Here is a 26614-nt window from a genome sequence, read left to right as displayed (position 1 = left end):
GGATATGCCCGCCACATCTGCCGCCCGCCATCTGAGCCGGGTCGATGCGATCAACTGGAACCGCCTCCAGGATGACAAGGACCTGGAAGTCTGGAACCGCCTCACCGGCAACTTCTGGCTGCCGGAGAAGATTCCGCTCTCCAACGATATACCGTCCTGGAACACGCTGACCGAGCACGAGCAGCAGCTCACCATCCGCGTGTTCACCGGGCTGACGCTGCTCGACACCATCCAGGGTACGGTCGGCGCGCCGACGCTGATCGAGGACGCAGTGACGCCGCACGAAGAAGCGGTGCTGACCAACGTCAGCTTCATGGAGTCGGTCCACGCGCGCTCCTACAGCTCGATCTTCTCCACGCTCTGCCACACTCGCGACGTCGACGACGCCTATCGCTGGAGCGAGGAGAATCCGTTTTTGCAGAAGAAGGCGGAACTGATTCTCGAGCGCTACCGCGCCGAAGACCCGCTGATGCGCAAGGTCGCGAGCACCTTCCTCGAGTCGTTCCTGTTCTACTCCGGTTTCTACCTGCCGATGTACTGGTCCAGCCGCGCCAAGCTGACCAATACCGCCGACCTGATTCGCCTGATCATTCGCGATGAGGCCATTCACGGCTACTACATCGGCTACAAGTTCCAGCGCCAGCTCGCCCAGCTGCCGGCGGAGCGTCAGGAAGAGATCAAGATCTACGCCTACGAACTGCTGCATGAGCTCTACGACAACGAGGTCAAGTACACCGAAGCGCTCTATGACGACGTGGGCCTGACCGAAGACGTCAAGAAGTTCCTCCACTACAACGCCAACAAGGCGCTGATGAACCTGGGCTTCGAGGCGCTGTTCCCGGCGAGTGTCACCGACGTCAGCCCGGCGATCCTCGCTGCGCTCTCGCCTGGCTCCGACGAGAACCACGACTTCTTCTCCGGCTCCGGGTCCTCCTACGTGATCGGCAAGACCGTCAGCACCGAAGACGAGGACTGGGCTTTCTGAGCATTGTGTGACCTCGCTCGATGTCCGTTGCAGACCGCCCCCCAGTGGGCGGTTTTGCGTTTCTGGCGTGCCGTCTTGACCCTCGGGTTTGACGATTTCGTGAATCACCCTTCCACGCTCGCTGCACACTGTGTGCATGAAGCAGCGCGATAGTGATCCTGCACCGCGTCTCGGTGCGCAACCAGGAGCGTGAAATCATGCAGGCATTCAAGAAGAGTTTTCTGGCGCTGGCAGTCGCCGCTACCACGTTGTCACCGCTCGCCATGGCCGCATCCATGGACCACACTGCCGATCGACCGCAGCCGCCGATGTCTCAGGAGGCGCGCCAGCATCAGGGTAATCCGCTCAAGGATGCCGTGGTCGCCAGCTGGAACCTCGATGACGACCAGCTCGCCGCGCTGAAGCAGGCCGATGAATCCTTTCATGCGGAATTGAAGCAACTTCACGACGACAAGGGGGAGGCCAGCCGCGATCAGCGTCGCGCGAAGATGGAATCGCTGCTCGAGGCGCAGCGCGACCAGCTCGCCGAGGTGCTAAGCGATGAGCAACTGCACGCCTATCAGATGCTCGAGCGCCCGCGTCCGCCGATGATGCGCCACCACGGTGGCCCTGGCGTCGGCAAGCCGAGCCAGGAAGAGATGGCCGAGCACTGGAAGCAGCGTTTCGAGCCACTCTTTGCCAGTTGGAATCTGAGCCAGCAGCAGAGCGCCGAGGTAATGAACGCCGAGCGCAGCTTCTTCGACGGCCTTCACCAGCTGAAACGCCCGGACGTGGAGGCGCCGGATGCCGATCGCGATGCGCGCGGCGCCCAGTTCAAGCAGCTGCTGGAGCAGCGTCATGCCGCGCTCTCCGAGGCCTTGAACGGGGATCAGCTAACCGCCTACGAGGCACTGACCAAGCCACCGCACGGTCCGCATGACCGCCCGCACGATGGCCGCGGCCCGGGTGACATGGATGCCCCGAAGGCGGGCTGATCGGCAAGCGCCGAGCCGGCGCTGCGTCTTGTCGCTATTCGCACATGGCGCAGCCGCGTCATCTGGACGCTCTCGAAGGCCCTTCTCCGGAAGGGCTTTTCGCGTTTTATGCCCTCATTGCCTGACGCGTTTCAGCGCGCTTGTTAGTCTTTGGGTGAATACCGCTGCCGGAACGACACCTCATGAGAAACGATTCGACGGATCGTGAATCGATACCCGCCGCCATGGAAAGCCAGTGGCTGTCGTGGGCGAAGCGGCTCTCGGCACTCGCCGAGACCGGATTGCACTACTGCCAGGACAAGTTCGACCGAGAGCGCTACGAGGAGATATCCGCGCTCTCCCGCGAGATGATGGCCTCGCTCGGCGCGGTGCCGGTCGAGCGCGTGGCACTGGCGCTCGGCCGAGGCGAAGGTCACGTCACGCCAAAAATCGACGTGCGGGCAGCGATCATCGACGACGGCAAGATCCTGCTGGTGAAAGAGAAGATGGACGGTCGCTGGACCATGCCCGGCGGCTACGCCGAAGTCGGTGTCTCGGCTGCCGACAATACGGTCAAGGAAGTCTGGGAGGAGGCGGGGGTTCGAGTCACCGTTTCCCGACTCTTCGCGCTGCGCCACAAGGCGCGTCACGCCTATCCGCCGGATGTGCTCGACTTCTACAAGCTGTTCTTCCTCTGCGAGCGGCTCGATGACGCTCCGCTCGACCCCGGACACGAAGTTCATGATGCGGGCTATTTCTCGCCGCATGAACTGCCGCCGCTTTCCGAGCCGCGCGTCATCGCCCGCGATATCGCCGACGCCTTCGCGTTTCACGCCGACCCGCGCCGAGCCGCCTTGATCGATTGATTCGCGCTCATCGACTGAGTCAGGCGCGATCGTAACCTCGGGTAGCGGTCTCCGAAGCGCAGTCGCGTGTGCGCCCACGCTGCTGGATTACGGTGCCGAGCAGGGCGATCAGCGACAGTAGCGCGACGAGACCGCCATAGCCGTAGGTCGTCGGCAGCAGGCCGAAGCACTGCGCCGCCATGCCGCCGAGCAGTGCCAGCGAACTGGCGGAGAGATAGCAGACCACGTAGAACGCTGCCATCAGCGCCGAGCGTTCGGTGGCCGGCGCCAGCGGCATGACCGTTCGCATGGCGCCCATGAAGGCGGCGCCGAAGCCAATACCGGCGATGGCCGTTCCCGCCAGCAGTACGCTCACCTTTGTCAGGTAGACGCCCAGTAACAACCCGAGCATACCGACGATCAGGCAGCCGGTGCCGATCATCACGGCGATATGAGGCGCTCGCGTGCGCAGGGTCAGGATGCTCACGCCGCCGATGAACGGGAGCATGAACGTGACCAGGCACCCGACCAGCGGATTGTGAACGCCGCTGACCGTCTCCACCAGGATGGGGCCCAGCGAGAGCGAGAACCCGCCCAGCGCCCAGGAAGAGATGACCGCGGGAATCACCCGCAGCATCGGGCCGCGCGCGCTGGGAGGTACCTTCGCGCGCGGTCGCAGCGAGGCCAGCGCCCCGGGCCTTCGTGCCACGCTCTCCGGAATCTTCATGAGAATCGCCAGCTGTGCGAGCAGGATGATGGCCAGCAGCGCGTAGACCAGATGCCGCGGCGCCGGCGCATAGGTGACCAGCGCGCCGGCGAACAGCGCACCGAAGCCCATGCCACAGAGCGGCGCGATGCTTGCCATCACCGGGCCGCGGGTATGGTCGCTATCCAGCATGGCAGCGGCCAGGGCGCTGGTGACGATGCCGGTGGCGAGCCCCTGCACGATGCGTGCGGCCAGCAGCCAGTGCAGATCGCTCGCGCCAAGAAAGATTCCCATCGAGACGATCTCGCCAACGATCGCGATGGCAACGACCGGACGGCGGCCGAGATAATCCGATAGCGACCCGCTGACCAGCAGCGCCAGCAGCAGCGCGAAGACATAGCTTGCGAAAACCAGCGTCAGCCAGGTGGTCGAGAAGCCCCAGGCCATCTGGTAGATCTGATAGAGCGGTGTCGGCGCGCTCGAGGCAGCCAGAAACGTCACCATCAGCAGGGTGTAGTAGAGCAGCGAGCCTGGCCTCGGCGAGGGATAGACGTTGGTCGCGTCGGAAGCGGCAGGTGGTGACATCGCGGTACCTGTTAATGCTAAAATTTTGCGTTAATAGAAGTCTGACGCGCGCAGGCTCATAAAGCAAACTTTTTGCGTTTGGACGGCTCGCCGTCTCGACGTCTGCAGGTAGAGTGCCCATGGCGATCAAAGAGAGACCTCGGCCGGGAGGCCGCAGCGCCCGCGTTCAGCAGGCGGTCCACGATGCGGTTCGCGAACTGCAGGAAGCCAGGGCGAGGGAAGCCTTGACCGTGCCACAGATCGCCGAGATTGCCGGCGTGACGCCATCGACGATCTACCGGCGCTGGGGCAACCTCTCGGAGCTGCTGGCGGATGTCTCGCTCGAGCGCCTGCATCCCGACGAAGCACCGGCGGACACCGGCACGCTGGCCGGCGACCTGTGCCGCTGGGGCGAGCAGTACCTCGAGGAGATGACCTCGGTACCCGGCCGTCAGGCGCTCGACGACATCATGGCCAGCAAGGACGCATCTCGCCGCGAATGCTGCTGTCGCTACAGCGAATCGATCATGCAGGGGCTGCGCGAGCGTGCACTGACACGGGGCGAGTCCGTGCCGAGTCTGACCGCCATGATGGATGGCATCGTCGCACCGATGACCTATCGACTGCTCTACGACCCGGCCTCGGCAACGGTCGAGAATTTCGAGCGCTGGGTCGACACGACGCTCTCGAGTCTGGCATCACGCTAGATCAGCTTCGCCGCCACCAGCACATCGGCAATCGGCTGGAAGGTGCCATCCGGAATCGGGTCACCGTTGCCGGCGCGGGTGGCGATCTTCTCCGCCAGGACCGGATCGTCGACGCGCGGAATACGGCGCTGGTAGGCGCTCTCCAGCAGCGCCGGGGCGTTCTCGGCGCTGGCCTTGCAGGTGATGACCGGCACCGGCGTCTCGCCGCGCACGTAGCGAATGCCGACCAGCCAGCCATCGCCGGTGCCGACCATGAGAGAGGCGTGCTGCACGCCGATCTTGGCGTTGAGCGCGTGCATCTCGCGGCGCTGCTTGCGCCGCGCCTGATTCATCGTCGGGTCGCCCTCCTGATCCTTGCGCTCGCGCTTCTGCTCGGTCTTTGTCATGCGCTGATCGCGCCGAAACAGCCAGCGCTGCAGCAGCACATCGAAGGCACCGACGATCAGAAAGGCGATCAGCGCGGTGATCACCAGCGGCTGCAGCAGGTCGAGGAAGGTGCCCTGCACGCAGCCGAGCCCGCACTGCGATGACTCCATCAGCGACTGCAGGCCCAGTCGATAGACCACGATCAGCGCGACCGCGAGCGCGGTCATCTTGAACAGCGATTTGAGAAATTCGGTGACGCCGCGCACCGAGAAGATGCGCTTGAAACCCTCGACCGGATTGACCTTCTCCGCCTTGGGCAGCACCGGCTCGGCGGCGAAGACGAAGCCCTGCGACACCACCACGTTGGTCAGAATGACCACCAGCACCGTCAGCGCGACGAGTGGCAGAATCGAGATCACCAGCACCTCGCCGGCCTGCGCGATCAGCCGCGGCCAGAGGGTATCGAACGGTTCGGTGTAGAGCCGCGCGGTCAGATCGATCAGCCCTTCGACTCGAGCGACGATGCGACTGGCGCTGACGCCGATATAGAGCGTGCAGGCGAGCATCACCATCGCCGTGACCAGATCGGCGCTCTTGGTGACCTGCCCCTTCTTGCGGGCGTCACGCAGCTTCTTCGCCGACGGCGGAAGCGATTTCTCTTCGGATGGCTGCTGGCTCATGCGTGAGACCCGCGCCGATCAGGCTCAGGCGCCAACGGTCGAGCCTTCATCCATGGTCGTCTGCAGGTTGTCACCGTCACCGGCATAGTCCTCGTGAGTGAAATCATCCCAGCCCGCCTCGGGCAGGTGGCCCTCGCGCAGAAAGAACGCGTATTCATCGCTGCGGTACTCGAAGATGCTGACATCGTCGGGCGCATCCCGCTGGCCGTAGCTCCGCACGTAGGCTTCCAGGAATTCGTAGCGTTTGGCGCCATCCTCGGTCAAAAGTCCGTCCTGATCGAGCGAGTTCATGAGATCCTTCAGATCCGCCTCGTGACCCTCGAGGGCGTTGGTTCGCTTGATGTCCTGCACGATCGAAAAGGGCAGGGTGGCGATCGTCAGGGCGGCGGAGACCCAGAATAGTGGGCCGGCGGCGGCGCGCGCCACCGCGATGCCCTTGAGCGCGGCGAGCGACGAGGCGCCCCCGGCCAGGCCGAAGGCGCCTGCGGCGACGGTCACCGCGCCCTGGCCGATCGTGGCGCCGTCGCCGCTGTCCGCACCGCGCTTGATCATCAGCCCGCCGAGCGCGATATCCAGCGCGCCGGTGGCCGAGTTGGCTGCCCCGTCCAGCACCCGCAGGTAGGAACTCGCCGCGCGGGTGGTCGTGGTCGCGCCGGGCAGCGAGGGGTTCCTGGCGATACCGTCCCTGGCACCGTCGACGATTTTGCGAGTGTCCGATTCACTCAGGTCCAGCTTCTTGCTGAGCGCCTCCTGATCCCCCACCGGCGCCGATTCGATGATCGATTCGATGTTCTCGACGAAGCGCAGGCCATCGGCATCGGTGAAGGGGCGGCTAGCGTCCTTGGTGTCGTTGCCCCAGATCTGCGGCAGCGTCTTGTCGAGTCCCAGCATGGCGTTGACGTTGGTGCCCTTGACCGTATCCAGAATGTTGCTGCCGAGGTTGACGAAGTGCTGGCTCGCGCCGAGAAAGCTGATGAACTCCTTGGCGACGGCCATGCGGGCCTCGTCGCTGTCGGCCAGCTTGCTGCCACCGCCGGCGAGCTGATAGATGCCCGAGGCGAGCGAGATCAGACCGCCTGTCGCACCCAGTGCGCCGTTGCTGTTGAGCGTGCTGATCAGCGACAGCATGCCGCCGTTGGTCTTCTCGTTGAGCGCCTTGTAGACGCCGTTTTTCATCAGGTCATCGATATCCGCCTGCGTGACCGCGCCGTTTCTTTGGAAGCGATCCCCCAGGGCTTCGAGCGCCTTGCCGAAGTTCTTCGCTGTCTGCTGATCGTTAAGATACTCGTTGACGAACTTGTCGATCGATTCGGCGGTTCGGCGGGGAATGTCGACGCCGGCGCGCTTGAGGGCGGTCAGCACCATCTTGACCACGTCCTGGGTCGCGGTCGCGGTGTTGGCGTCGTTGATCCGATCCGGGTTGTCGATCAGCGCATCGAGATCCGTGACCATGGAGTCGACCTGCAGGCTCTGGGCGAATTCCGCGGCTCGATCGCTCTCTTCGGTCGCCGGGAACAGCGCCGAGAGGGCATTGTAGGTGCGCGAGATATCCTCCTCGGCTAGCTCCCCCCGACCGCTTTTGCGCAGATCGTTGATGTAGTCGATGTACGCTTCACTGAATGCGGTATCCTCGAGCTGCGAGGCGATCCGATCGTGATTGGCGACCTTGTCGACGGCGCCGCTCTGAGCCGCCGCGTAGTCCTTCTGCACCGCGTCCGAGGCAAACAGATCGCCGAGGCGTGCGTCGAGCGCGTCGCCGTCGACCACCGAGGAGAGATCCTCGCCGGTGACATGATCGAGACTCAGCCCCTCCGAGATATCCAGGCCAACCATATCGAGGCCGTTGTCGAGCGCACTCTGGGCACGCAGCGCCCGGTAGAACTGGGCGCGCTCGTCGTTCTCGCCGATGCTGCCGTCCTCGATTCCCGCCTTCCAGTCATCGATCAGGGTCTGCCAGGTCAGCTCGCTGACGGTCAGCTTGCGGGAGCTATCGTCCGGATCGGTCTCGCTGGTCTCCAGCGACTGGATATCGACATCGCTGAACGCGGGCAGGTCGTGATCGCGTCGGGCCGTGTCGATCGCCGCATTGTCGGCAAGGCGCTGGGAGTCGGTATCGCCGCCGTGGCGCGACCAGTAGCCGTCGAAGACATTCTGCACCGCCTTGCCATCGTCGCCTGCGGCACCCCCCAGGCGCGCGCGCAGATCGTCGTTGACCTGCTCGGTGGCATCGGCCAGCGACGCGCCGCCGTCGACCTTGCTTTCGATCAGATTCTGATAGAGCTGCGACAGCGTCTGTGAAGAATCGATATGCAGAATCTGGCGCGAATCGGTCAGCGTGCCGCCGGCAAGGCCCAAGGCGAGCGCATTGAGGTTGTCCTCGTAGTCCGGATTGTCGGTCAGCGTCGTCTCGGCCAGAAAGCCCTTGTAGGCGTCGTAACCGGCATCGATGGCAGCCTCCTCGCCACCGTGGCGTTTCCAGTAGCCCTCGAACACGTCGAGACCTTTGCTGGCGCTGCGACCGGCGTTGTCGAGCGCGTGGCCGATGCGCTCGAACAGTGCCTCCTTCGCGTTGTCGATCGCCTTGCCGAGATCCGGCGTCTCGCCGTCGGCGCGCTGGCTCTCCAGCTCGGCGCCGACGAGTGTCTTGAATTTCTCCGCCGCATCGCCGGTCAGCGGAGCCACCGTTCGGTCGTCGATATCGATACCGTTGGCCATCTCCACCGCCAAGGCGTTGAGCGTGTTCTCGTAGGCCTGGCTGCCGGGCTCGCCGCCGGCGCGCGCCAGCTCGAGTGCGGAAGAGAAGGAATCGCCGATAGGGAAAGTCGAACGGTTCGACTCGAGGGTGACTTCATCGTTGACGCGCATCGCAAGCTCCTGGAACGGATTGGCGGGATAGCCTCTAACGCCCAGTCTGGGAAGCGGGGATGACGACGGCATGGCAACACGGCAACGACGTGTAACGCCCTGTGGGTCTCGGGTATCGGCGAGCTCTCTTTTCATCGGTATCCAGCGCCTAGCCCATGGCCCCGAGAATCGCGGAGAGGCGCTCCATGTTGAGCTTGAGCACGTCGAGCTGGTCCACCATCAGCGGAATCAGGAAGACCACGTAGATCAGAATCAGAAAGGCGAACAGCAGATTCTTGATCGGCAGCGAGAGGTCGAAGGCGTGCAGGTTGGGCGCCATGCGCGCGACGTAGGCAAGCATCAGATCGGCGACCAGCAGCGCGATCACCAGCGGCGCGATCATCAGCACCCCGATCTTCATGACCTGATCGAGCAGGCCGAGCACCGCCAGCGCCGAGGCCTGCGTCATCAGCGGCGTGAAATCGATCGCCGGCCACAGTGCATAGCTGCGATAGAAGCCGTCCAGCAGCAGCATGAAGCCGCCGGTGATGAAGAACAGCGCCAGCAGCGTGATCGACAGAAGCGTCGAGGTCACCCCGGTCTCGGTTGCGCCCATCGGGTCGAGAATCTGCGACATGGTCGAGCCGCGCTGCAGATCGATCAGCTCGCCGGCCACTTCGGCCGCCCAGAATGGCACGCCGAAGACCAGCCCGATCGCCACGCCGATCAGGAGCTCCTTGATCACGATGCCCATCAGCGCAAAGCTCGAGATCTCGCGCAGGGCGGTGAAGTCGTTGAACAGCGAGACCGTCAGCGGGATCGAGATCGTCACCGCCACCGCCGAGCGAATCATGCCGGTCAGGCCGAGCCGATTGAACGCCGGCGTCATGATCACCATGCCGAGCGCCCGCGCCACGCCGATCGCCACTGCCGCGATCAGCGGGTAGGCGAAGTCGTTGAGAAAATGGGCGAAGACGTCGTAGTTCATCGAGTGTCAGCGGTGGTGGATGTCGGTGACGGCCAATGAGATGACCTCAGCGAGACCAGACGGCGAAGTTGTCCAGCACCTGATCCGCCATGTTGACCACCTGGCCGGCCAGCAGCGGCCCCGTCAGGATCAGCACCAGCAGCACGGCTACCAGCTTCACCGCCTGCGGCAGCGTCTGATCCTGAATCTGCGTCAGCGCCTGCAACAGCCCGACGCCAAAGCCGATGATGATGGCGACGACCAGCGCCGGGGCGGAGACGAGCAGCACCGTCCACAGCGCATTCTTCATCAGCGACAGGAAGATATCGTCGTTCATGTCAGCCTCCGCCGTAGCTCAGGATGAGTCCATGCATCAGCCGCGACCAGCCGTCGACGGCGACGAACAGAAAGATCTTCAACGGGATCGAGATCAGCGTCGGCGAGACCATCATCATGCCCATTGCCATGAGTACGTTGGAGACGATCAGGTCGATGATCAGAAACGGAATGTAGAGCAGAAAGCCGATTTCAAAGGCGCGCGTCAGCTCGGAACTGACGAACGCCGGAATCAGCACGATCAAATCATCGTCCTGTAGATCGTTGCGCGCCTCGTCGGACCACAGACTGCGCGTGGCATCGATGAAGAACGCCCGCTCGCGTTCGCTGGCATAACGGGAAAGATAGGACTGCAGTGGCTCGCGCAGCGCCTCACCGGTCTCCTTGATCTCCTCCACGCTGGCGAGCCCCGCCTGTCGATCCTCGAAGCGGTGTGCCATCTCGCCAATCAGCGGCGTGGTGATATAAACCGTCAGAATCAGCGCGATGCCGTAGAGCACCAGATTGGGTGGCGTCTGCTGAACGCCGAGTGCATTGCGAATCAAAAACAGCACCACCGAGATCTTGAGGAACCCCGTCATCGTCACGACCGCCAGCGGCACCAGGCCGATGGTCGCGACGACGACGATGATCGCAATCAGATTGGGCTGGAACTCCGTCATTCCCTGGCTGCCTCGTCATCCGGCTCGGGGCTCTCGGTGGGGGCGAGGCTGTTCATGCGTTCAGAACGATCATTCCGCTCAGGGCCTTCATCTCGCTCAGGGCTGTTTTCGAGCGACAGCCGCTCGATCTGCACGCCGATATCGTCACCGATCGCCACCAGTCGGCCCTGGCCCATCTGCCTGCCGTTGATGACGAGGTCGACGGCCTGCGCTGGTCGACGAGAGAGCGGCAGCACGCTGCCCTCACCGAGCTCGCGCAGTTCGCCGAGCGACAGTTCCAGGCGGCCCAGCTCGCAGGTGAGCTGGAGCGGCAGATCGTCGAAGTCTGCGTTATCCACAGCCGGTCGTTCGCTGGCTGCGCCGTGCTGTCTATCCACAGTGGGTTCGTTCATCGGGTCGCTTTCCTGATCTCTCTGCATTGTCGTTGTGGCGGCGGGCGCGGCGGTGCTGGGCCGGATCTGCGGTCGCTCCCGCAGCACGAGGCCATCGGCGGTCAGCGTGGCGCGCGTGCTCGCGCCGGCGATGTCGATCTCGGCTGTTGCCGGATCGGCGAGCGCCCGCTCCAGCATGACCACGTCGCCCGGCCTCAGCGAACGCCATTCGCCCAAAGTCAGTGGCTGGCGACCGGCGATGACCCCGAGCGAAAACCTGACCGCGCCCGCCTCGGCTTTTCTGGGCGGGAAGCGTGTCTCGAACAGTGGGCGTAGCCGAATGGCCAGCATCTCGTCGAGTGTCAGCGCGAAGGCGTACGAGCCCTCGAGGGTTTCCAGCGCCATCGCCGCCGTCACTCGTCCAGGGCTCCCCGTCACTCGTCCAGTATTCCCGGCATCTGCTTCGGGGAGATCCTCCGGCGCTGTCGAGCGACTCACTGGCGGCTCGACGCGAATCTCGCTGGCGAGCGCCGCTTCAAGTGGTTCCAGCCAGTGTTGCCAGACCGACTCCAACCATAGCGACGCCAGTTCGGCGTCGACGTGTTCGAGCGAGCGTCGGCGTGCGGGGTGGGCGCCGAGTGCGTTCAGCGTCCGCCAACCCGTCGTCAGCGTCAGCCGCTCCTCGCCGATCCGCAGATGGCAGACCACCTCGCGCTCGATGGGTGTCGAGTCGGCGAGCAGACGCAGACTCGCCGGTCGAGTCGAATCGGCCGACAGCGCCAGCGAATGCCGCCGGCGGTGCAGGGCGTTGTGCAACGCCACGGCGCCTGGCGCAAAGCGCGGTAGCAGAGACTCGAGGGTGGACACTTTGGCGCGCGTCATCATGTTCATGGGGTGAGCTCCCGGCCGCTGCGGCTCTCCTCGCTCTCCAGTTCGGCCAGGCGCTCGGCGTCGAGCGTGGCAACGCGGCGGTGGTCATCCTGCAGGCGCTCCAGCGCCTGCTGCTGGCGCCTTCGTCGCGCCCATTCGCCGCGGCTCGTCTGCTGGCGTCGATGCGCGATCTGCCATGCCTGGTGGCAGGTTCGCAGACGCTGCTCGAGCGTCGCCTGACGCGTGGCGTCCTCCGCCTGACTCTGCTGCCATTCGGCGATATCGGTCGCGTCGAGCGAACGCCCCTGCGAGGCATCGAAGCGGGCCTGGTCGCGACGGGTCGCGATCTGCTCGAGTCGCCGACGCTCGTCCACGAGTCGCCGTGCCTCGGCTTCGAGGTCGCGACAGCGCGCCTGTTCGATCGCCAGCTCGCGTTCGGCGCGCTGGGTGCGCCGACGACGCAGGGTCAGCAGGCGCTCGAGAGCGGCCGTTTTCGCGTGCCGGGGAGAGGTCATGGCAGCATTCATCGGGCCAGTGCTCCCAAGCGTTCGAGTGTGTCGTCGAAGTCGGCGTGATCGTCTCGCGTCTGGCGCAGAAAGGCGTCGATCTCGGCGTGCTTGCGAATCGCCTCATCGGTCGGCGCATCGCTGCCTTCGCGGTATTCGCCAACCTGCAGCAGCAGTTCGACATCGCGATAGCGTGCCAGTAGATCGCGCACCTTGGCGGCATCGCGTCGGTGAGCTGCGCTGGCGACGGTATCCATCAGTCGGCTGCGGCTGGCCAGCACGTCGATGGCGGGGAAGTGATCACGGCGAGCCAGCTCGGCGCTGAGCACGATATGGCCGTCGAGGATGGCGCGGGTCTCCTCGGCGACCGGGTCTAGCGTGCCGTCGCCCTCGGTCAGTACCGTGTAGAGGGCGGTGATGCTGCCTTGCCCCTCGGCGCCGGGGCCGGCACGCTCGAGCAGGCGTGGCAGCGCGGCGAACAGTGAGGGCGGATAACCGCGCCGGGTCGGTGGTTCGCCAGCCGCCAGGCCGATCTCGCGCTGGGCGCGGGCAAACCGGGTGAGGCTGTCGACCAGCAGCAGCACGTCGCGCCCTTGGTCACGGAAGTATTCGGCCACGCTGGTCGCCACCAGCGCCGCGCGAGCGCGTTCGATGGCCGGCCGGTCGGAGGTCGACACGACACAGACCGTGCGCTTGCGCGCCTCGGCGTCGAGCTGGGTCTCGAGCAGCTCGCGGACTTCGCGGCCGCGCTCGCCGACCAGCCCGAGCACGACCACGTCCGCGCGGCTGCCGCGCACGATAGCGGAGAGCAGCGAGGACTTGCCCACGCCGGGCTCGCCGAACAAACCGACGCGCTGGCCGCGCGCGACCGTGCTGAGCGCATCGATGGCGCGCACGCCGAGTGCCAGTGGCTGTTCGATCAGCTGACGCGCGAGCGGAGACGGGGGTTCCGCGTGAACGGGATAGTCGCGAAGCCCGCTCGCCGGCGGCCGGGCGTCCAGCCAATCGCCGAGCGGGCTGATGACGCGACCGAGCAGCGACTCGCCGACGGCGACGCCCTGGGCCCGCCCGGTGGCGATCACTTCGCTACGCGTCGAGAGACCGTGAAGTTCTCCGATGGGCGACAGGATCGCGTCCTCCTCCTCGAAGCCGATCACTTCCGCCGCTACGCTGCGACCGCTGACCGGGTCGCGCAGATGGCAGAGCTCGCCGATGCTCACGCCCTCGACGCTGGCATGGATCAGCAGCCCGCGAATCCGCTTGACGCGGCCGTTGACGCGGCGCGTCTGCACGTCGGCGAGGCGCGCGTCCAGACGCGGCAGCAGGCTCTCGAGCCGACTCGCGGTCATGATGTCTCCTCCGGGGGTGTCTGCCCATCAGGTCGCTGCCACGCTCGATCGATGGCGCCGAGCTGCGCCTCCACGCCGATATCCATCACCGCGACGGGGCTTACCAGCAGGCACTGAGAGGCATCCAGCTGCGGATCGGCCTCGACCTGAAACTCGACCCCCGCTGGCGGCTGCTCGGCGAGCCGCTCGGCGACGTCGCGCTCCAGCGCCGGCGCGACGCGAATCCGCAGGCGATGGGCCTGGCGCCACTCGCCGAGCGCACGTCGCACGCAGCGGGCAATGCGCTCGGCATCGTCGAACTCATCGAGAATGCGACGCAGCAGGCCAAGCGTGAGTTGCGAAAGCTCCGGCTCCAGGCCGGCCATGTAACGCTCGACGTCGGCGTGCGTTGCGGCGAGCAGTGTCGCTGCCTGGCGTTCGCCGTCGCGCCGGCCTGCCGCGAATCCGTCGGCATAGCCGGCCTCACGCGCTGCGGCGACTTCGGCCTCTCGTGATTCGGCGCGCTCGCGAGCGCGGTCGAGAAACGCAAAGCCGTCGGTCCAGGCGCGCGCTTCGGCGGCGCGCAGAATCACCTTGCCGGGGCGGCGAGGCAGATCGTTCATGAGGACTCCTCGTCGTGGTCGTTCTCCGGCCGGTGCCCGGTCGCCGATCGCGCCGAGAGCGCTTCCCCGGCCAGCCGCGCGACGGCGACGGCAGCATCATCGGCTGGCGCGCTCTTGGGCTCATGCAGGGCGACTTCATGCACGGCGCCTTCAGGTGCGGCGTTTTCAGGTACGGCATCGCGATCCGCGGCGTTGTGTTCCGTGATCAGCCTCAGAGGCCAGCCCAGGGCAAGCCAGGCCCGCCACGCCGGCGGTTGCGCTTGATACCAGGCTATCAGGCTGCGCCGGCCGTCACGCTCGACGGCGGCCTCGAGCGCCTCGATATCGGTCGCCTGTGGCGTTTCGCGGACATCGGGGCGCGGCTGGTCACGGGTCTCGAGCGCCAGGGCATGCAGCTCGGTGCCGAAGCGTGCCCTGAGTGCGCTGACCTGAGCGGCCTGTATCGCCTGAGCGAAGGCGTCGGCGTGCACGATGACCCCGGCCGCTCGGGCGCAGCGCGCGGCCTCCTGCGTATCCAGCCGGCAAAGCCGTCGGTCCGCCTCCGCGAGCGCTGGCAGTTCGTCTGCCGGCGAGAGCTGATGTCGAGCCCGGAGCCGCGCGATCAGGCGTCCCTGGAACCGTGGTTCGGCGAGCCAGTCACGCAGATGGGCGTCATCGGCGATGCCATCGAGGCAGTCGAGCCAATGGCGTTCGGCGATCGTGACCGGCACGGTCTCGACGCTGCGATCGTGGGCGGGCACGGTCGACATCATGAGTGGCTCGCCGGGTCGGTTGACGATGAGTCGGACGCCGATAGCGTATACGGACGGCGGGACTGCCCGCGCCACAAGAGCCAGGCCAGCGCGGCCGCAAGCGCGATCACGGCGATGACGAGGACGCCGACGATCCAGCCGATACGACTGACGCTAGCGGCTGGCATGGCGATGCCGAGGAAGGTGTCCATCATCGGCTGCGTCGCGCTGCGGGTCTCTTCCGGGATCTTCGAGGCGACCGGGACCACGGAGACGTTGTCGTAGGAGAGCCCGGCGATGCCGTTGGCGACCAGCGTCTTGATCTGCGGAATCAACGGGTCGATATCCAGCGACGGCATGTAGCGCACGAAGACCGATGCCGAGGAGGGCGTGCTGTTCTGCTCGAGCAGATCGTTGTCCGGCAGCACGACATGCACGCGCGCCGACAGTACGCCGTCGATCTGCGACACGGTATGGGAGAGCTCCTGGCTCAGGGCGTAGATCATCTGTGCGCGCTCCTGGACCGGGGAGGAGACCAGGCCGTTGCCCTTGAACACATCGCCGAGATTGGCGAACTTGCGCTCCGGCAGGCCAGCGCGGTCGAGAATATCCACGGCATCGGCAAAGCGGCTTTCGTCGACGGTGACCGTCATCTGGCCCTCGTCCTCCGCGTGCCGCTGTGCGGCAATGCCGTTGCGAGACAGCGTCGCCACGATCACGTTCGCCTCGCGTTCGTCGAGATGGGTGTAGAGATCGGTATCGCAGGCCTGCAGCATCAGGGCCATGACCGCCATCAGCGCCCAGTGCAGCAGGCGACGCGGGTCCAGCCCGTTCGAGAGTCGACGGGTGCGGGAGGTGTTGGCGGGCTGGCCGTGGGTGGCAAAGGCCTCAAAAGCGGGATCGAAGCGCAAGCGTCACTGACCTCTCAACAGGGTGTTCGCGGAGCCCGAGACCTGGGTCGCACCACGCACGACCATGGTGGTCTCGATCGAATGATCGAAGACGCGCGCCAGGGAGTCGGCGACCTGGCTCATCGATTCGTCGCTGAATGCCGTGGGTGTGTCGCCGCCGTCGGCGGGCGGCGCTGCCGCGCTCGTCTCGCGCACGGATACCGGCGCAAAACGATCGGGCGCCGACGTCTCGGGAATCTGGGCGTCCTTCGAGAAGGCGTTGACCCGGTCCACGAAGCCATCGAGGTTGTTCAACAGATTGCTGCCGAGCTCGCCGGGGCTCGTGCCGGGTGCGGATTGTCCGGCCTGGCTCGCCATGTGTTCGAACAGATTCTGCGAGTTGAGTGACTGCGTGTCGGCCATCGGCAGCGGCGTAGGCGTACCGGCACCGGGTGGTGTCACTGGCGTCATGTTTCACCTCTCGTCCTGGCGGATCGTTGTCGGATGCGGAGCGGACGCGCGGTCCGCCCCGAGTTCGGCCGTCGGCGATGCGTGTCTGGAATCGCTCGACGGCATGGCCGCTTCAATCCTCGCCGCCGGACATCGCTTCGCCGAGCATGTCCTTCATCATCGGCATCAGAATCAGCTGACCGCCGACCTGGACCATGCCCTGCGCCATGGCGTCCTGAAACTCGGCATTGTCCAGGGCGTCGTCGAACGACTGGGAATCCGTCGTCGACGTGTCGCCGCTTGCGTTGACGCTGTCTACGGAATCGACTGCCATTGTGGCCTCCTGTCATGGGTTGTCGTTGCGACCCAAACCTCAGGTCGCGCTTGCTGCCTGGCTACCGCTTTACCGCTTTACCGCTTTACCGCTACTGCCTTGCTGCTGCGCCTGGCGGGCCGACGTTGAAGACCGGTCCGCCGCTTGCTCGAGGAAATATCCGCTCAGTTTCCGTCCTTGGCCGGCGTCGCGACGCTGCCTCGGTAGACCGTCACCCCGCCCGGCGCTGCGCTCGGTGTCGGGCGCCTCATGCCGTCGATGCGCTGGGCCATGCTGTCGAGCCAGGCGGGCGGGCCAGAGACCTCGATCCGGTCGCCGCCGTCGATCAGCGTGACGCCCAGCGGCTCGCCGATTTCGGCGGCACGGCTCGAGGCAAGCAGCCGGTCGCTGTCGATGCCATCGAGATCGAAGACCCGCCGCGCCAGCTCGTCGCGCGCGGCGACATGCAGGACGTAGCCGTCATAGAACCAGGCCAGCCCGTTGGCTTCGCAAACCTTGCGCAGAAACTCGCCGGCCTGCGCGGCGTGAATATCTCCGTTGACCTCGCCCTCGACGCCGTCGCTGACCTCGACCGGCAGCGACAGATTGCGACCGAACTCCTGCAGCACGTCACGCACGTCCTGGCGGATCACCACGTAGCGATAGTCGCGGTCGGCCCAGGGCGCCTCGGCGGCGCGGCTGGCGGTCGGCACGAGCATCGATGCGGCCATGGCGAGGCTCAACGCCAGCAGCCAGCTTCGCGCCGGCACGCGATGTTTCCAGTGCCGTCGCGTGCCGCGCATCATCGGCGAGCGCTGCACATCGCTGGCGAATCTCGGGTACGCTGTCGCTCTCCTTTCGCGACCGTTGGACCGATCGACGCATGAAGTCATTGACCGCGACCTCCCCGATACTGCCGCTGGCGCGACTGTTCGGCGCCAGCGCCTTGACGCTGATGCTCACCGCCTGTGCGGGAGCGCCATCGCCCGGCACCGGGCCGACCGGCGACGGTAGTCAACTCGTCAAGTTGGCCGACGACGTCGATCAGCGTGGCGATCACGCGACCGCTGCCGCCATGTACGAACGCGCGATCGCACAGGGTGACACCGGTGCCGAGGTTCGGGTCAAGCTTGGCAACGCGCGCCTGGCGAGCGGCGACGACGCAGCCGCTGCAGAGGCCTTCCGCGATGCGCTGCGTGAAGACATCGAGCAGGCGCCGGCATTGCTTGGCCTCGGCACCGCGCAGCTGCGAATGGGCGAGCCGGAAACCGCACTCAAGAGCCTGACGCCCGCGGCGCCGGCGGTGAACAGCGTGGCGGCCTGGAGCCGACTCGGCGCCGCGCAAGCGCTGGCCGGACGCTCGGCGCCGGCGGTCGAGGCCTTCACCCGAGCGTCGGCGCTCGATCCGAAGAACCTCGACGTGCGCACCAATCTCGCACTGGCGCAGGCTCTGGCTGGCGATGCCGATCGCGCCAGCGCCGACGTCCGCCAGATCGTCGATTCGCCGCTGGCCGAGCCGCGCCACTACCGCAATGCGCTGCTGGTGCTGGTGCTCGCCGGACGCGAGTCGGAAGCCGAGCGACTCGAGATTCCGGACATGAGCGCTGCCGAGCGCGCGAAGCTGATCGACAGCGCACGGCGTATCGCTTCGCTGCCGACGCCCGCCGCGCGCGCTGGCGCGCTCAGGCTGGCCGCCGCGACGTCGGCCTGACGGGCTCGCGCGGCGGTTAGATGCCACTGTCACGCTAGAGTCCATCGGTCGTCGCGCTCTGGCCCATGGCATTGCGCGCCTCGTTTTCGAGCATGGCGCGTCGCTCGTTCGCCCGCTCGCGGTTATTCAGTCGCTGGTCGGCGGCCTCGGCAACCGGGGCGGCCATGGCCGGACCCATCTCCTGGCCGCGAGTCAGGTCGCCGGGGTCGACCACCATCAGCTCGAGGTTGAGGTCGTTGGCGCAGCCGGGTGGCAGCGTGATCAGTCCCGACTGATCGGGATCGCTCTGGCACAGATTCGGGATCGCGCGCGTCGACGTGCCCTGGCCATCGGCATCGGCGACGGTCACGTTGCGATAGCCGCTGGTCCAGCTCATCGGCCCCATCGAGGAGTGACAGCCGCCGAGCAGCAGTGCGGGCAGCACGAGCAGGGCGACGAGGCGCAGCGGCTCCGACCCGATGGCCGATCTGGATTCGAGTGTCCGCCTCGTCGACGCGGCCGGCGAAGCGGTCTTCATGGCTTCTCTCATGACGTCTCTCATTGCAGGTAGAACCCGAACGGGTCGTCGGCGCCGGCGGAGCGGGCGTGCTGCGCGCGGCTGTCATTCAGACGTGGCGAGCTCGCGACCTGTGCCTGATCCAGCGGTGTGCGCGGCGTCGGCGCTGACGACGGCGCCACGAGATAAGGGGTGATCAGGATCACCAGCTCGGTTTCGTTACGCTGGAAGCGGCGCGAGCGAAACAGCTGGCCCAGAATCGGTATGTCGCCGAGCACCGGGACCCGCTCGATCTCGTTGGAGGCCTGGCGCTGGAACAGGCCGGCGATGGCAAAAGTCTGGCCGCTGCCGACCTCGATCACCGTATCGGCCCGGCGCACCTGCAGCGACGGCACGTCGTAGCCGGCGATCTGTACGTTGTCGCTGGCGATGCTGCTCACCTCCGGGCGCACCTCCATCGAGATCCGCCCGTTGGGCAGCAGCGTCGGCGTGCTCAGCAGCGAAACCCCGTACTGCTTGTACTGGATGCCGACCAGGTCGTTGTTGACCGGAACGGGAATGGGAATCTCGCCGCCGGCGAGGAAGCTTGCCGTCTGCCCGGAGACCGTGGTGATGTTCGGCTCGGCCAGAATCTGCAGCAGGTTATTCTGCTGCAGTGCCTGCAGCAGCCCGTCGACGCCTTCCGCGCTCGGCGTGCTGGCGATGTCGCTGGTCAGTACACCGAACGAGAACGACCCGTTGTTGATCAATGCATTCCAGCTGATGCCGTAGTTGAGCAGCTCGTCGCGGGCGACCTCGGCGAAGCGCACGCGGATATTGATCTGGGTGGCGCCATCGTAGGTCGTGCGGTTGACGCCGCTCGCACCTTGCGCCTCGAGCGTCGACTGGGTCGCCATGGCCCCCTCGACGGAGCGGCTCGTGCCGCTGGCGACGAGCCGATTGCCGGCCATGCCGAGGCGAATCTGAGACTCTCCGCCGCTACCGCGCAGCGACTGTCGCGCGCCCTCGACTCCATCGCGGACCTGCAGATGCATCGAGGCCTGATTTTGGTCGTCGGCATCGAGCGCGATCAGGTTGGTGTCGCCGGACTGCTTGCCGAAGAGGTAGATCACGCCGGGGGAGACGACCTGGACGTCGGCGATGTCGGGGTTGGCGACGAACACCGAGGCGATGTCGCCATCGAAGCGCAGGATGCGGCCCTGGCCGGTCTCCAGCGTCATCGGCCGGCCGGCGCCATCCACCGTGACATCGGCGCTGGCGGTTTCCGGTAGGCCGAGGAGAGCGCCAAGCACCAGAGACAACAGTACCAGCCACGGCAGCCCCGGCCACAACAGAGAGAGTGCCAGCAGCGGCCGGCGGTGTGGCATGCGGCTCGTGGGTAGGATCGATGGTAACGCCGTCAAGGTCATGAAATTCGCTGCCACTCTGTCATCAAGAATCCCGTCTTTTACCGTGATCGTTTCGTTGCGCGCGATGGCGCGCTTTTTTGTTCACTCGAGCCCGCTCTTGCGCGCTCGTGGCCGGCTCGCCTCACTCCGCCCGCGCCTGAGGTTGCGCCTCGCGTCTTGTCGTCGGTCTGGGCAGCCGCACCTGCGCGATCGCTTGCAGATGAAACTCCGGTGCGATCTCCTGCCAGGCGATGACCGGCAGGTCGATCTCCTGCTGTCGAACCCACTGCTGCAGTGAGGCACGGACATCATGGGCGATGACGACGACCGGTTTCAGATCGCCTTCAAGCGCCGCGAGCTGCTGCTCGAACCAGCTGTTCAAGGCACGCGATAGCGGCGTCGGCAGCGCACTGCGCGGCTGATCGTCGCCATGACGCTGCGCACTGCGCAGCGCTTCCTCGAGGGGGCGTGTGGCAACCCAGGCCGGCAGCACGCGGTCGGCACCGGCGTGGCGGTGGCAGATCTGACGCGCCAGTGCGATCCGCACACGGTCGGCCAGACGCGCGCTATTCGTCTCCTGACCGCCGACGGTAACCATCGCTTCCAGAATCGTGCGCATGGTGCGTACCGGCACACCCTCGCTGACCAGTCGGCGCAGGATCTCCGCCATCTTCTGTAGCGATACCACCCGAACCGCCTCGTTGACCAGCTCGGCGTAGTGGCTCTCCATCTCGGAAAGCAGCGCTCGCGCTTCCTGGATGCCGACGAATTCGCCCGCGTAACGGTCGAGCATCCGCTCGAGGCAGCGTTCGAGCGTCTGCGCCGGCGTGAGATAACGAATGCCGGCATCGTCCAGCGTGTCGGCGGCCTCGGCCGGTAGCCACTGCCACTGACCGCGATCCACCAGCGCCGGCTGCGGCGTTGGCGTGATCTCGACGACCGCCAGAAGCGTGTCGTCATCGTCGAGCAGCAGCGAGTCAGCCGGTAGTTCTCCTCTGAGCACCGGCACCTCATCGAGCTCGATGGTGAAGTGCCGCGCCACCAGCGCCGGCTCGATTCGCAGGCCGATGGCCGGAATGGCGATGCCGAGATCGCGCTCGACCTGCTCCCCGGCGTGCTGCATCGCTTCGCGCAGGATATCGAGCGGCAGCTCGTCGGCCAGCGTGGCGCTCAGGCCGAGCATGACGCGGTGGTGGCGCGGATCGTCGTCTGCGTGTGTCGGCGTGGCCGGCTCTGCTTCCGCCACTGGGTTCGGTTCAGCCGGCATCGGCGTTTCGGTTTCCGCCGATGGCGATGCCTCGGCGCTCTGGCGCTGCTGGCGACGGCGCAGGTAGAAGGCGCCGCCGCCGAGCAGAGCGGCGAGTGAGAGAAATACTCCGGTGGCGAAACCGGGAATGAAAGCGGCGCAGAACAGCACCGTGGCGGTCATGCCCAGCGCCTTGCTGTTGCTGCCGAGCTGGCCGACGATCTCGCTGCCGAGGTCGCTGGCGTTGTCGGAGCTGACGCGGGTGACCACGGTCCCGGCGCCAATGGAGATCAGAAGCGCAGGAATCTGCGCGATCAGGCCGTCGCCGACCGTCAGCAGCGAATAGGTCTCGACGGCGTCGCCGAATGCCATGTCATGCTCGAGCATGCCGATCAGCAGGCCGCCGATCAGGTTGACGAAGAGAATGACCAGCCCGGCGATGGCGTCCCCCTTGACGAATTTCATCGCGCCATCCATGGCGCCGTAGAGCTGACTTTCGCTCTCCAGACGCGAGCGCCGGCGGCGCGCCTCGGCGGTGTCGATATCGCCATTGCGCAGATCGTTGTCGATGCTCATCTGCTTGCCGGGCATGGCATCCAGCGTGAAGCGGGCGGCGACCTCGGCCACGCGCTCGGACCCCTTGGTGATGACCAGAAACTGCGCCACGGTGATGATCAGAAAGACCACCATGCCGATGACGACTTCACCGGCGATGACGAAGTTGCCGAAGGCACTGACGATCTGGCCGGCATCGGCGTCGAGAAGAATCAGCCGGGTCGTGGTGATCGACAGCGCCAGCCGGAACAGCGTGGCGAGCAGGATGATCGGTGGCAGCGAGGAGAACTCGACCGGGTGGGAAATGTAGAAAGCGACCACCAGAATCAGCAGGCTGAAGCCGATGTTGATGCCGATCAGGGCGTCGACCAGCGGCGTGGGCAGCGGGATGATCATCATCACCACCGCCAGCACCATGAAGGCGGCGATGATGACGTCGCTACGCTGCGCAGCGCGGCGAGCGACGAGATCGAGACGCGCGAGCAGGCTCCTCATGCCTCGCCCCCACGCTCAGGACGTCCAGACTCCTCGGCACGGGCGAGACGCCGCTGCGCCAGATAGTCGCGATAGCTGGCGCGGGCCTGATCGGTATCGCCGTTCAACGCCTGGGCACGGCCTCTCAACAGCGTGAGCGCCGGGTCGGGCGGGTTCGGCGCGGTGGCTTCGATTCGCTCGATCGTGTGCAGCGCGCGCTGGCCCTGGCCGCTGGCGAGAAACCCCTGGCAGAGCGCGTGAAGAATGCCGGTGTGCCCCGGCGCCAGGCGATTGGCGACGAGCAGCAGCACCAGGCCACGCGGGCGTTGGCCGCTCTGCAGATAGAGATAGCCGATGAGGTGGAGCAGGTCGGCGGCGTCGCGGTCATCGCGTTGACTCATGTCGTCTCCTCTTCATCGTCCGCGCCAGAGCGGATGGCGAGCGGCTCGTTGATCCGGCCGTCGTAGGCCTGCCGCCACTGAAGCTCCTCATGGAGTATCGAGCGTGCGGCGTCTCGCGTTGCCTCATCGACCTCGAGCTCCGGCAGCAGGTGATCGATGACGTGTTCGAGCAGCTCGATGCTGCGCGCGCCGGAGAATGTAGCGGGATCGCTCGGGGCCGGCGCCGCCAGGGCACTCAGCCGCTGGCGAAGCGCTGGCCGTAGCGAGCGCTGCTGGCGTGCTTCGCTGATGGCCCGCGTGAAGGCATCCCGAGTGCGAATGTTGCGCTCGGCAGCCGTCGGCGATATCGGCTCGACGCCGAGGGCTTCTCGTCGCTCCGCCGGCGTCGCGCGCTCACCGATCCTCATCCGGCAGCCGGCCTATAGCGTCAGCGAGAACTGCTCGTCGCCATGACGCAGCAGCACGCGCTGATCGTCGATCGCCGACACCACCCAGCCGGACGGCAGCGCTGCGCCCGGATAGAGACGTTTGCCGTCGCGGTCGATCACGTAGGGGTTCTCGCCCAGCCAGACGGCGCTCAGCTGTAGGTCGGGCTGACTCGGTGTACTCCGGGCCGTCACCGAATTGAGCAGTACGTGGCGGCTGCCGAAGCGCTGATCGAACCATCGCTGGGTCTCGTCCCAGGCCGATTTCTGACCCTGGTCGTAATGGCCCGACACGCTGAGATAGCGATCGTGACGGCTCACCGTCATGGCATTCAGCCCTGCTGCTGCCAAGTGGTCGCGCAGCGCTGTCGCCGGCCCGGGCTCGGCATCGGCAACCAGCTGCCGGGCGCCCCGGATGGCCTGCTCGTCGACCGTGACCAGCGGTTCGAAGCTGCCGATGTTGGCGCCGGCCTGATTGACGTCGACGAACTCGTAGAGGCCCAGGACGCCCAGTGTCACGATCAACGCCATCACTGGCGCACTGCGGTTGAGCGAGCGTTTGAGTCTCGGCGGCATGCCGGGCAGACGCGGAAACTTCGGCAGAAGTGGCGGCGGTGTCGGGCGCGAAATACGGATCGTCGCATTCCCGAGGCGAATCGTGACCGGCGACTCGCAGCGCAGTCCCGTTCCTTCACGCACGGTCTGATCGGCCACAGTGATATCGCCCCCGGCGGCTTCGACCGCCATCTGGCGGCCGTGAAATCTGAGTATCGTGTGCTCGGGTGATATTCCCGCATCACCCAGCCAGACATCGGCGCTCTCATCGGCGCCAATGTGGCAGGCCGCACCGCGCCACTCGATGACAGCGCCTCGATGCAGACCGGAGATGACCTCCAGCGTCGCTACGATGTCCTGCGTCGACGCCGGTGATGGGCTGACGGTATTCATGGAGTATCCCGTATGCGTCCTACGAGAAAATGACCTCCCGACAGGGCGCCGATGCGTCGGCGATGTGGCGGCTCGTCCCGCCGCAACCCGTCAGAGGGCAAGGAAACTGAAACCATCCGGCACCGATGGCGAGAGAGCGAGAACGCTTCCCCAGCCGCTCGGCCCGGATGGCGACGCGGGCGATACCGCCCCGCGACAGAGCGAAATCAGTTCTGCGGGCGCTGTTTGGTGGCGTCCAGCATGGTCTTCTTCTCGGTCGTGACCTTGGTGATTTCAGCGGATTTTTCGATCGCTTGATCGAAAACAGCTTCCAGCTGACTAATGGCGGAATCAGCGCTGTCGTTGGAGGTGGTCGGATCGATAGTGGTGGAATCGGCCATGGGACTTCTCCTGAATGCGTTAGGTTCGAGCCACCGAATTTGGCGGCTGAGAGAATTTGCCGGATCGAGATCATCGCAGTTCGACTTCGACCTGACGCATTCAGATTACTGTTCAGCAATGACAAATCGGCGCCGCATAAGTAAAAGTTTGCTGCATTATGTCAACGAGGTGTGAGCAAAATAATCATTGGACAATATTTATATCATTATGATTTTTATGCATTTTATTTTATTTGAACGCTGATTCAATGTGCTATCTTGAATCGATTGAAACATTTTTTTACACAATAGTCCGCCTGGCTATTATTGATAACGGGTTTTAAACGACCGACTGATTTTCCTCTGAATCTGATGTTGAATGGTGATGCTAGTCCGGTATATCAGGATCTATTAATTTAGATTAACGCATATTCAATACCTCGCCGATTGGACCAGATCATACTTTATTCTTATGCGTCTCTTTTTAACGACACTGCTGTTTTTAAGTGTCTCTGATTGGCATCATTTGGCGACGATGCTCCTGCCGGCTAGTGGCTTTCCTGCGCGCGCTTTGATTCCCGGGCGACCTGTTTCTCAGCCAGGTCGTTTTACGGCCAGGTCATTTCCCGGATAAACCGCTTTTCCGATAACTAAACTGTTTTTCCGATAAACAGCAGTCAGAAGACATCTCTGGTGGCGGGGCTCGACAACACACGAAAATCCCGACAAGCGAATTCAGCACCGGGCCCCGCGCCTCGTCGGCAAGACCGAACTCCTGTTGCAAAATGCAACCGTGATTAAGTTGATCAACCCTGACGTCATGAGTTCACTTTGGTTAATTTTCTCTTGTTTTTCAGTCGTTTATTGAACTTTCGCCATGCAGGGGCTAGAGTGTCGCTACTCTTGGAGTCACTTCTTGCTTTCGCGATGCAGCGACAGTCATGGCACTACGCTCGGCGACGCCGCAGCATGGTCGCCTGCCTCGGGTTGGCAAGACCAGGGATACGACTGACGCCACTTCGGTGTGCGGCGTATCCGGGCAATCAATCGGCCGACAGTCCATGAATCCTGCTTCTCTTGCGCTTCTCGCTTTTGCCATGTCGACGGATGCCTTTGCAGCTTCGATCGGCAAGGGCGCCGCTCTGACGCGAACTCGTCTCCCGGCGGCGCTGCGCATCGGGCTGATTTTTGGCGTGGTGGAGACCATCACGCCGGTCATCGGCTGGGCAATCGGACTGGCCGCTTCGCGATTCGTGTCCGAGTGGGATCACTGGATCGCCTTCTTCCTGCTGGCGGGCCTGGGCGCTCACATGATGTGGGAGGGATTCAAACCCGCCGACGACAGCGCAAAGCGGGATGAGCCTCGCAAATCTTCGTTCTGGATGCTGGTGGCAACGGCTTTCGCGACCAGCATCGATGCGATGGCGATCGGCGTGACGCTGGCGTTCGCCAAGGTCAATATCGTTGTCGCGGCGCTCTCCATCGGCGTCGCCACCACGGTGATGGTGACCGCCGGGATCATGCTCGGGCGTGCCATCGGGGCGTTGATCGGTAAGCGGGCGGAAATGCTCGGTGGACTGGTTCTGATCGCCATCGGCGCGGCAATTCTCTACGAACACCTGTTCGTCCAAGTGGGTTGAAAAGTCGCCTGTTCATCGCCATCCTCGCCTCTCCGCGCATACGGGGTGCCGACCGCTAGGGCGCCTCGGTTGTGCGTCGTTGAACGATCTCAGGGAGACAACGATGTCACCTCATCCCATACGCGATAACGCACTCAAGGCCGCGCTGCGCTCACCGCAGTTTCGCCAGCAGCAGCAGAAACCCAGGAAGGGCAAGGGTAGCTACACCCGCAAGGGTCGTGCGCCCCAGGGAGGGCGCCATTGCCAAGCGGCGTGAGCGAGACATCGCTCACGC

At 65.1% G+C, this 26614-nt stretch carries 29 protein-coding genes; 7 read left to right on the top strand and 22 right to left on the bottom strand.

The features are described 5' to 3' along the window. Positions 1-4: 4 nt before the first annotated feature. From nrdF to IE125_RS03500, 3 genes are all read left to right on the top strand, one after another. The gene (gene nrdF, locus IE125_RS03510) at positions 5-985 is read left to right on the top strand and encodes a class 1b ribonucleoside-diphosphate reductase subunit beta (RefSeq protein ID WP_189443775.1); all 981 of its coding nucleotides are present in this window, start codon (positions 5-7) and stop codon (positions 983-985) included. Positions 986-1182: 197 nt separating this feature from the next. After that, positions 1183-1959 (top strand): hypothetical protein, encoded by a 777-nt coding sequence (locus tag IE125_RS03505; protein WP_189443229.1) that lies wholly within the window; start codon positions 1183-1185, stop codon positions 1957-1959. A gap of 182 nt (positions 1960-2141) precedes the next feature. Beyond that, the gene (locus IE125_RS03500) at positions 2142-2804 is read left to right on the top strand and encodes an NUDIX hydrolase (RefSeq protein ID WP_229808904.1); all 663 of its coding nucleotides are present in this window, start codon (positions 2142-2144) and stop codon (positions 2802-2804) included. Positions 2805-2823: 19 nt separating this feature from the next. Here IE125_RS03500 and IE125_RS03495 read toward each other — a convergent pair whose 3' ends face one another. Then, complete coding sequence (locus IE125_RS03495; protein ID WP_189443228.1) at positions 2824-4074, bottom strand: MFS transporter; 1251 nt, start codon at positions 4072-4074, stop codon at positions 2824-2826. A gap of 119 nt (positions 4075-4193) precedes the next feature. On the opposite strand from IE125_RS03495, the gene IE125_RS03490 reads away from it, so the two are divergent. Further along, positions 4194-4760, top strand: coding sequence for a TetR/AcrR family transcriptional regulator (locus tag IE125_RS03490; RefSeq protein WP_189443227.1), 567 nt, complete (start codon positions 4194-4196; stop codon positions 4758-4760). Here IE125_RS03490 and IE125_RS03485 read toward each other — a convergent pair. From IE125_RS03485 to IE125_RS03420, 14 genes are all read right to left on the bottom strand, one after another. Further along, complete coding sequence (locus tag IE125_RS03485) at positions 4757-5806, bottom strand: EscU/YscU/HrcU family type III secretion system export apparatus switch protein (RefSeq protein ID WP_189443226.1); 1050 nt, start codon at positions 5804-5806, stop codon at positions 4757-4759. The two genes, IE125_RS03490 and IE125_RS03485, sit on opposite strands and share 4 nt — an antisense overlap. 24 nt (positions 5807-5830) lie before the next feature. Continuing rightward, entirely contained in the window at positions 5831-8671 is a 2841-nt protein-coding gene (locus IE125_RS03480; protein WP_189443225.1) for a hypothetical protein, read from the bottom strand. A gap of 148 nt (positions 8672-8819) precedes the next feature. After that, positions 8820-9638, bottom strand: a complete 819-nt coding sequence (sctT, locus tag IE125_RS03475) for a type III secretion system export apparatus subunit SctT (RefSeq protein ID WP_189443224.1) — start codon at positions 9636-9638, stop codon at positions 8820-8822. Between the two features lie 46 nt (positions 9639-9684). Further along, on the bottom strand, positions 9685-9954 hold the full coding sequence (gene sctS, locus IE125_RS03470; protein ID WP_189443223.1) for a type III secretion system export apparatus subunit SctS: 270 nt from the start codon (positions 9952-9954) through the stop codon (positions 9685-9687). A 1-nt stretch (position 9955) separates the two neighbouring features. After that, positions 9956-10615 carry a type III secretion system export apparatus subunit SctR gene (gene sctR / locus IE125_RS03465; RefSeq protein WP_189443222.1) on the bottom strand — a complete coding sequence of 220 codons (660 nt, stop codon included), beginning with the start codon at positions 10613-10615 and terminating at the stop codon, positions 9956-9958. Beyond that, the gene (sctQ, locus tag IE125_RS03460; RefSeq protein WP_189443221.1) at positions 10612-11877 is read right to left on the bottom strand and encodes a type III secretion system cytoplasmic ring protein SctQ; all 1266 of its coding nucleotides are present in this window, start codon (positions 11875-11877) and stop codon (positions 10612-10614) included. Before sctQ ends, sctR begins: the two co-directional genes overlap by 4 nt. After that, positions 11874-12383 (bottom strand): YscO family type III secretion system apparatus protein, encoded by a 510-nt coding sequence (locus IE125_RS03455; protein ID WP_189443220.1) that lies wholly within the window; start codon positions 12381-12383, stop codon positions 11874-11876. The genes sctQ and IE125_RS03455 overlap by 4 nt, the downstream gene beginning before the upstream one ends. Further along, positions 12380-13711, bottom strand: a complete 1332-nt coding sequence (locus IE125_RS03450) for a FliI/YscN family ATPase (RefSeq protein WP_189443219.1) — start codon at positions 13709-13711, stop codon at positions 12380-12382. The genes IE125_RS03455 and IE125_RS03450 overlap by 4 nt, the downstream gene beginning before the upstream one ends. Then, a complete protein-coding gene (sctL, locus tag IE125_RS03445) occupies positions 13708-14313 on the bottom strand; it encodes a type III secretion system stator protein SctL (protein ID WP_189443218.1) in 606 nt (201 codons plus the stop codon). The genes IE125_RS03450 and sctL overlap by 4 nt, the downstream gene beginning before the upstream one ends. Further along, the gene (locus IE125_RS03440; protein WP_189443217.1) at positions 14310-15065 is read right to left on the bottom strand and encodes a hypothetical protein; all 756 of its coding nucleotides are present in this window, start codon (positions 15063-15065) and stop codon (positions 14310-14312) included. The genes sctL and IE125_RS03440 overlap by 4 nt, the downstream gene beginning before the upstream one ends. Then, a complete protein-coding gene (gene sctJ / locus IE125_RS03435) occupies positions 15062-15955 on the bottom strand; it encodes a type III secretion system inner membrane ring lipoprotein SctJ (protein WP_229808903.1) in 894 nt (297 codons plus the stop codon). The genes IE125_RS03440 and sctJ overlap by 4 nt, the downstream gene beginning before the upstream one ends. Before the next feature lie 3 nt (positions 15956-15958). Next, on the bottom strand, positions 15959-16405 hold the full coding sequence (locus IE125_RS03430; RefSeq protein WP_229808902.1) for a hypothetical protein: 447 nt from the start codon (positions 16403-16405) through the stop codon (positions 15959-15961). Positions 16406-16517: 112 nt separating this feature from the next. Continuing rightward, positions 16518-16718 (bottom strand): hypothetical protein, encoded by a 201-nt coding sequence (locus IE125_RS03425; RefSeq protein ID WP_189443216.1) that lies wholly within the window; start codon positions 16716-16718, stop codon positions 16518-16520. Positions 16719-16882: 164 nt separating this feature from the next. Beyond that, complete coding sequence (locus IE125_RS03420; protein ID WP_189443215.1) at positions 16883-17467, bottom strand: type III secretion protein; 585 nt, start codon at positions 17465-17467, stop codon at positions 16883-16885. Between the two features lie 113 nt (positions 17468-17580). Here IE125_RS03420 and IE125_RS03415 point away from each other — a divergent pair, with 113 nt between their 5' ends. Then, positions 17581-18408: a tetratricopeptide repeat protein gene (locus IE125_RS03415; protein ID WP_189443214.1), complete on the top strand. Its 828-nt coding sequence runs from the start codon at positions 17581-17583 to the stop codon at positions 18406-18408. Between the two features lie 34 nt (positions 18409-18442). Here the strand turns inward: IE125_RS03415 and IE125_RS03410 are convergent, their stop codons facing one another. The 7 genes from IE125_RS03410 to IE125_RS03380 all read right to left on the bottom strand — a co-directional run bounded on the left by IE125_RS03410 (position 18443) and on the right by IE125_RS03380 (position 24721). After that, positions 18443-18925: a hypothetical protein gene (locus tag IE125_RS03410; protein WP_189443213.1), complete on the bottom strand. Its 483-nt coding sequence runs from the start codon at positions 18923-18925 to the stop codon at positions 18443-18445. Between the two features lie 20 nt (positions 18926-18945). Continuing rightward, positions 18946-20271, bottom strand: coding sequence for a type II and III secretion system protein family protein (locus IE125_RS03405; RefSeq protein ID WP_189443212.1), 1326 nt, complete (start codon positions 20269-20271; stop codon positions 18946-18948). A gap of 163 nt (positions 20272-20434) precedes the next feature. Continuing rightward, positions 20435-22588 (bottom strand): type III secretion system export apparatus subunit SctV, encoded by a 2154-nt coding sequence (sctV, locus tag IE125_RS03400; protein WP_189443211.1) that lies wholly within the window; start codon positions 22586-22588, stop codon positions 20435-20437. Continuing rightward, on the bottom strand, positions 22585-22968 hold the full coding sequence (gene sctY / locus IE125_RS03395) for a type III secretion apparatus assembly chaperone SctY (RefSeq protein ID WP_189443210.1): 384 nt from the start codon (positions 22966-22968) through the stop codon (positions 22585-22587). Before sctY ends, sctV begins: the two co-directional genes overlap by 4 nt. Then, entirely contained in the window at positions 22965-23375 is a 411-nt protein-coding gene (locus tag IE125_RS03390) for a hypothetical protein (RefSeq protein WP_189443209.1), read from the bottom strand. The genes sctY and IE125_RS03390 overlap by 4 nt, the downstream gene beginning before the upstream one ends. Before the next feature lie 12 nt (positions 23376-23387). Next, on the bottom strand, positions 23388-24341 hold the full coding sequence (locus IE125_RS03385; protein ID WP_189443208.1) for a SctD/MshK family protein: 954 nt from the start codon (positions 24339-24341) through the stop codon (positions 23388-23390). Between the two features lie 206 nt (positions 24342-24547). After that, entirely contained in the window at positions 24548-24721 is a 174-nt protein-coding gene (locus IE125_RS03380; RefSeq protein ID WP_189443207.1) for a hypothetical protein, read from the bottom strand. Between the two features lie 1040 nt (positions 24722-25761). On the opposite strand from IE125_RS03380, the gene mntP reads away from it, so the two are divergent. Both mntP and arfA read left to right on the top strand, forming a co-directional pair. Beyond that, positions 25762-26340, top strand: a complete 579-nt coding sequence (gene mntP, locus IE125_RS03375; RefSeq protein WP_189443206.1) for a manganese efflux pump MntP — start codon at positions 25762-25764, stop codon at positions 26338-26340. 103 nt (positions 26341-26443) lie between these two features. Next, positions 26444-26596 carry an alternative ribosome rescue factor ArfA gene (gene arfA, locus IE125_RS03370; protein ID WP_189443205.1) on the top strand — a complete coding sequence of 51 codons (153 nt, stop codon included), beginning with the start codon at positions 26444-26446 and terminating at the stop codon, positions 26594-26596. Positions 26597-26614 lie beyond the last annotated feature (18 nt).

It is taken from the genome of Salinicola rhizosphaerae, from assembly GCF_014652715.1.
GTDB classification, from domain to species: domain Bacteria; phylum Pseudomonadota; class Gammaproteobacteria; order Pseudomonadales; family Halomonadaceae; genus Salinicola; species Salinicola rhizosphaerae.
This window is presented reverse-complemented; position numbering and strand designations above follow the sequence as displayed.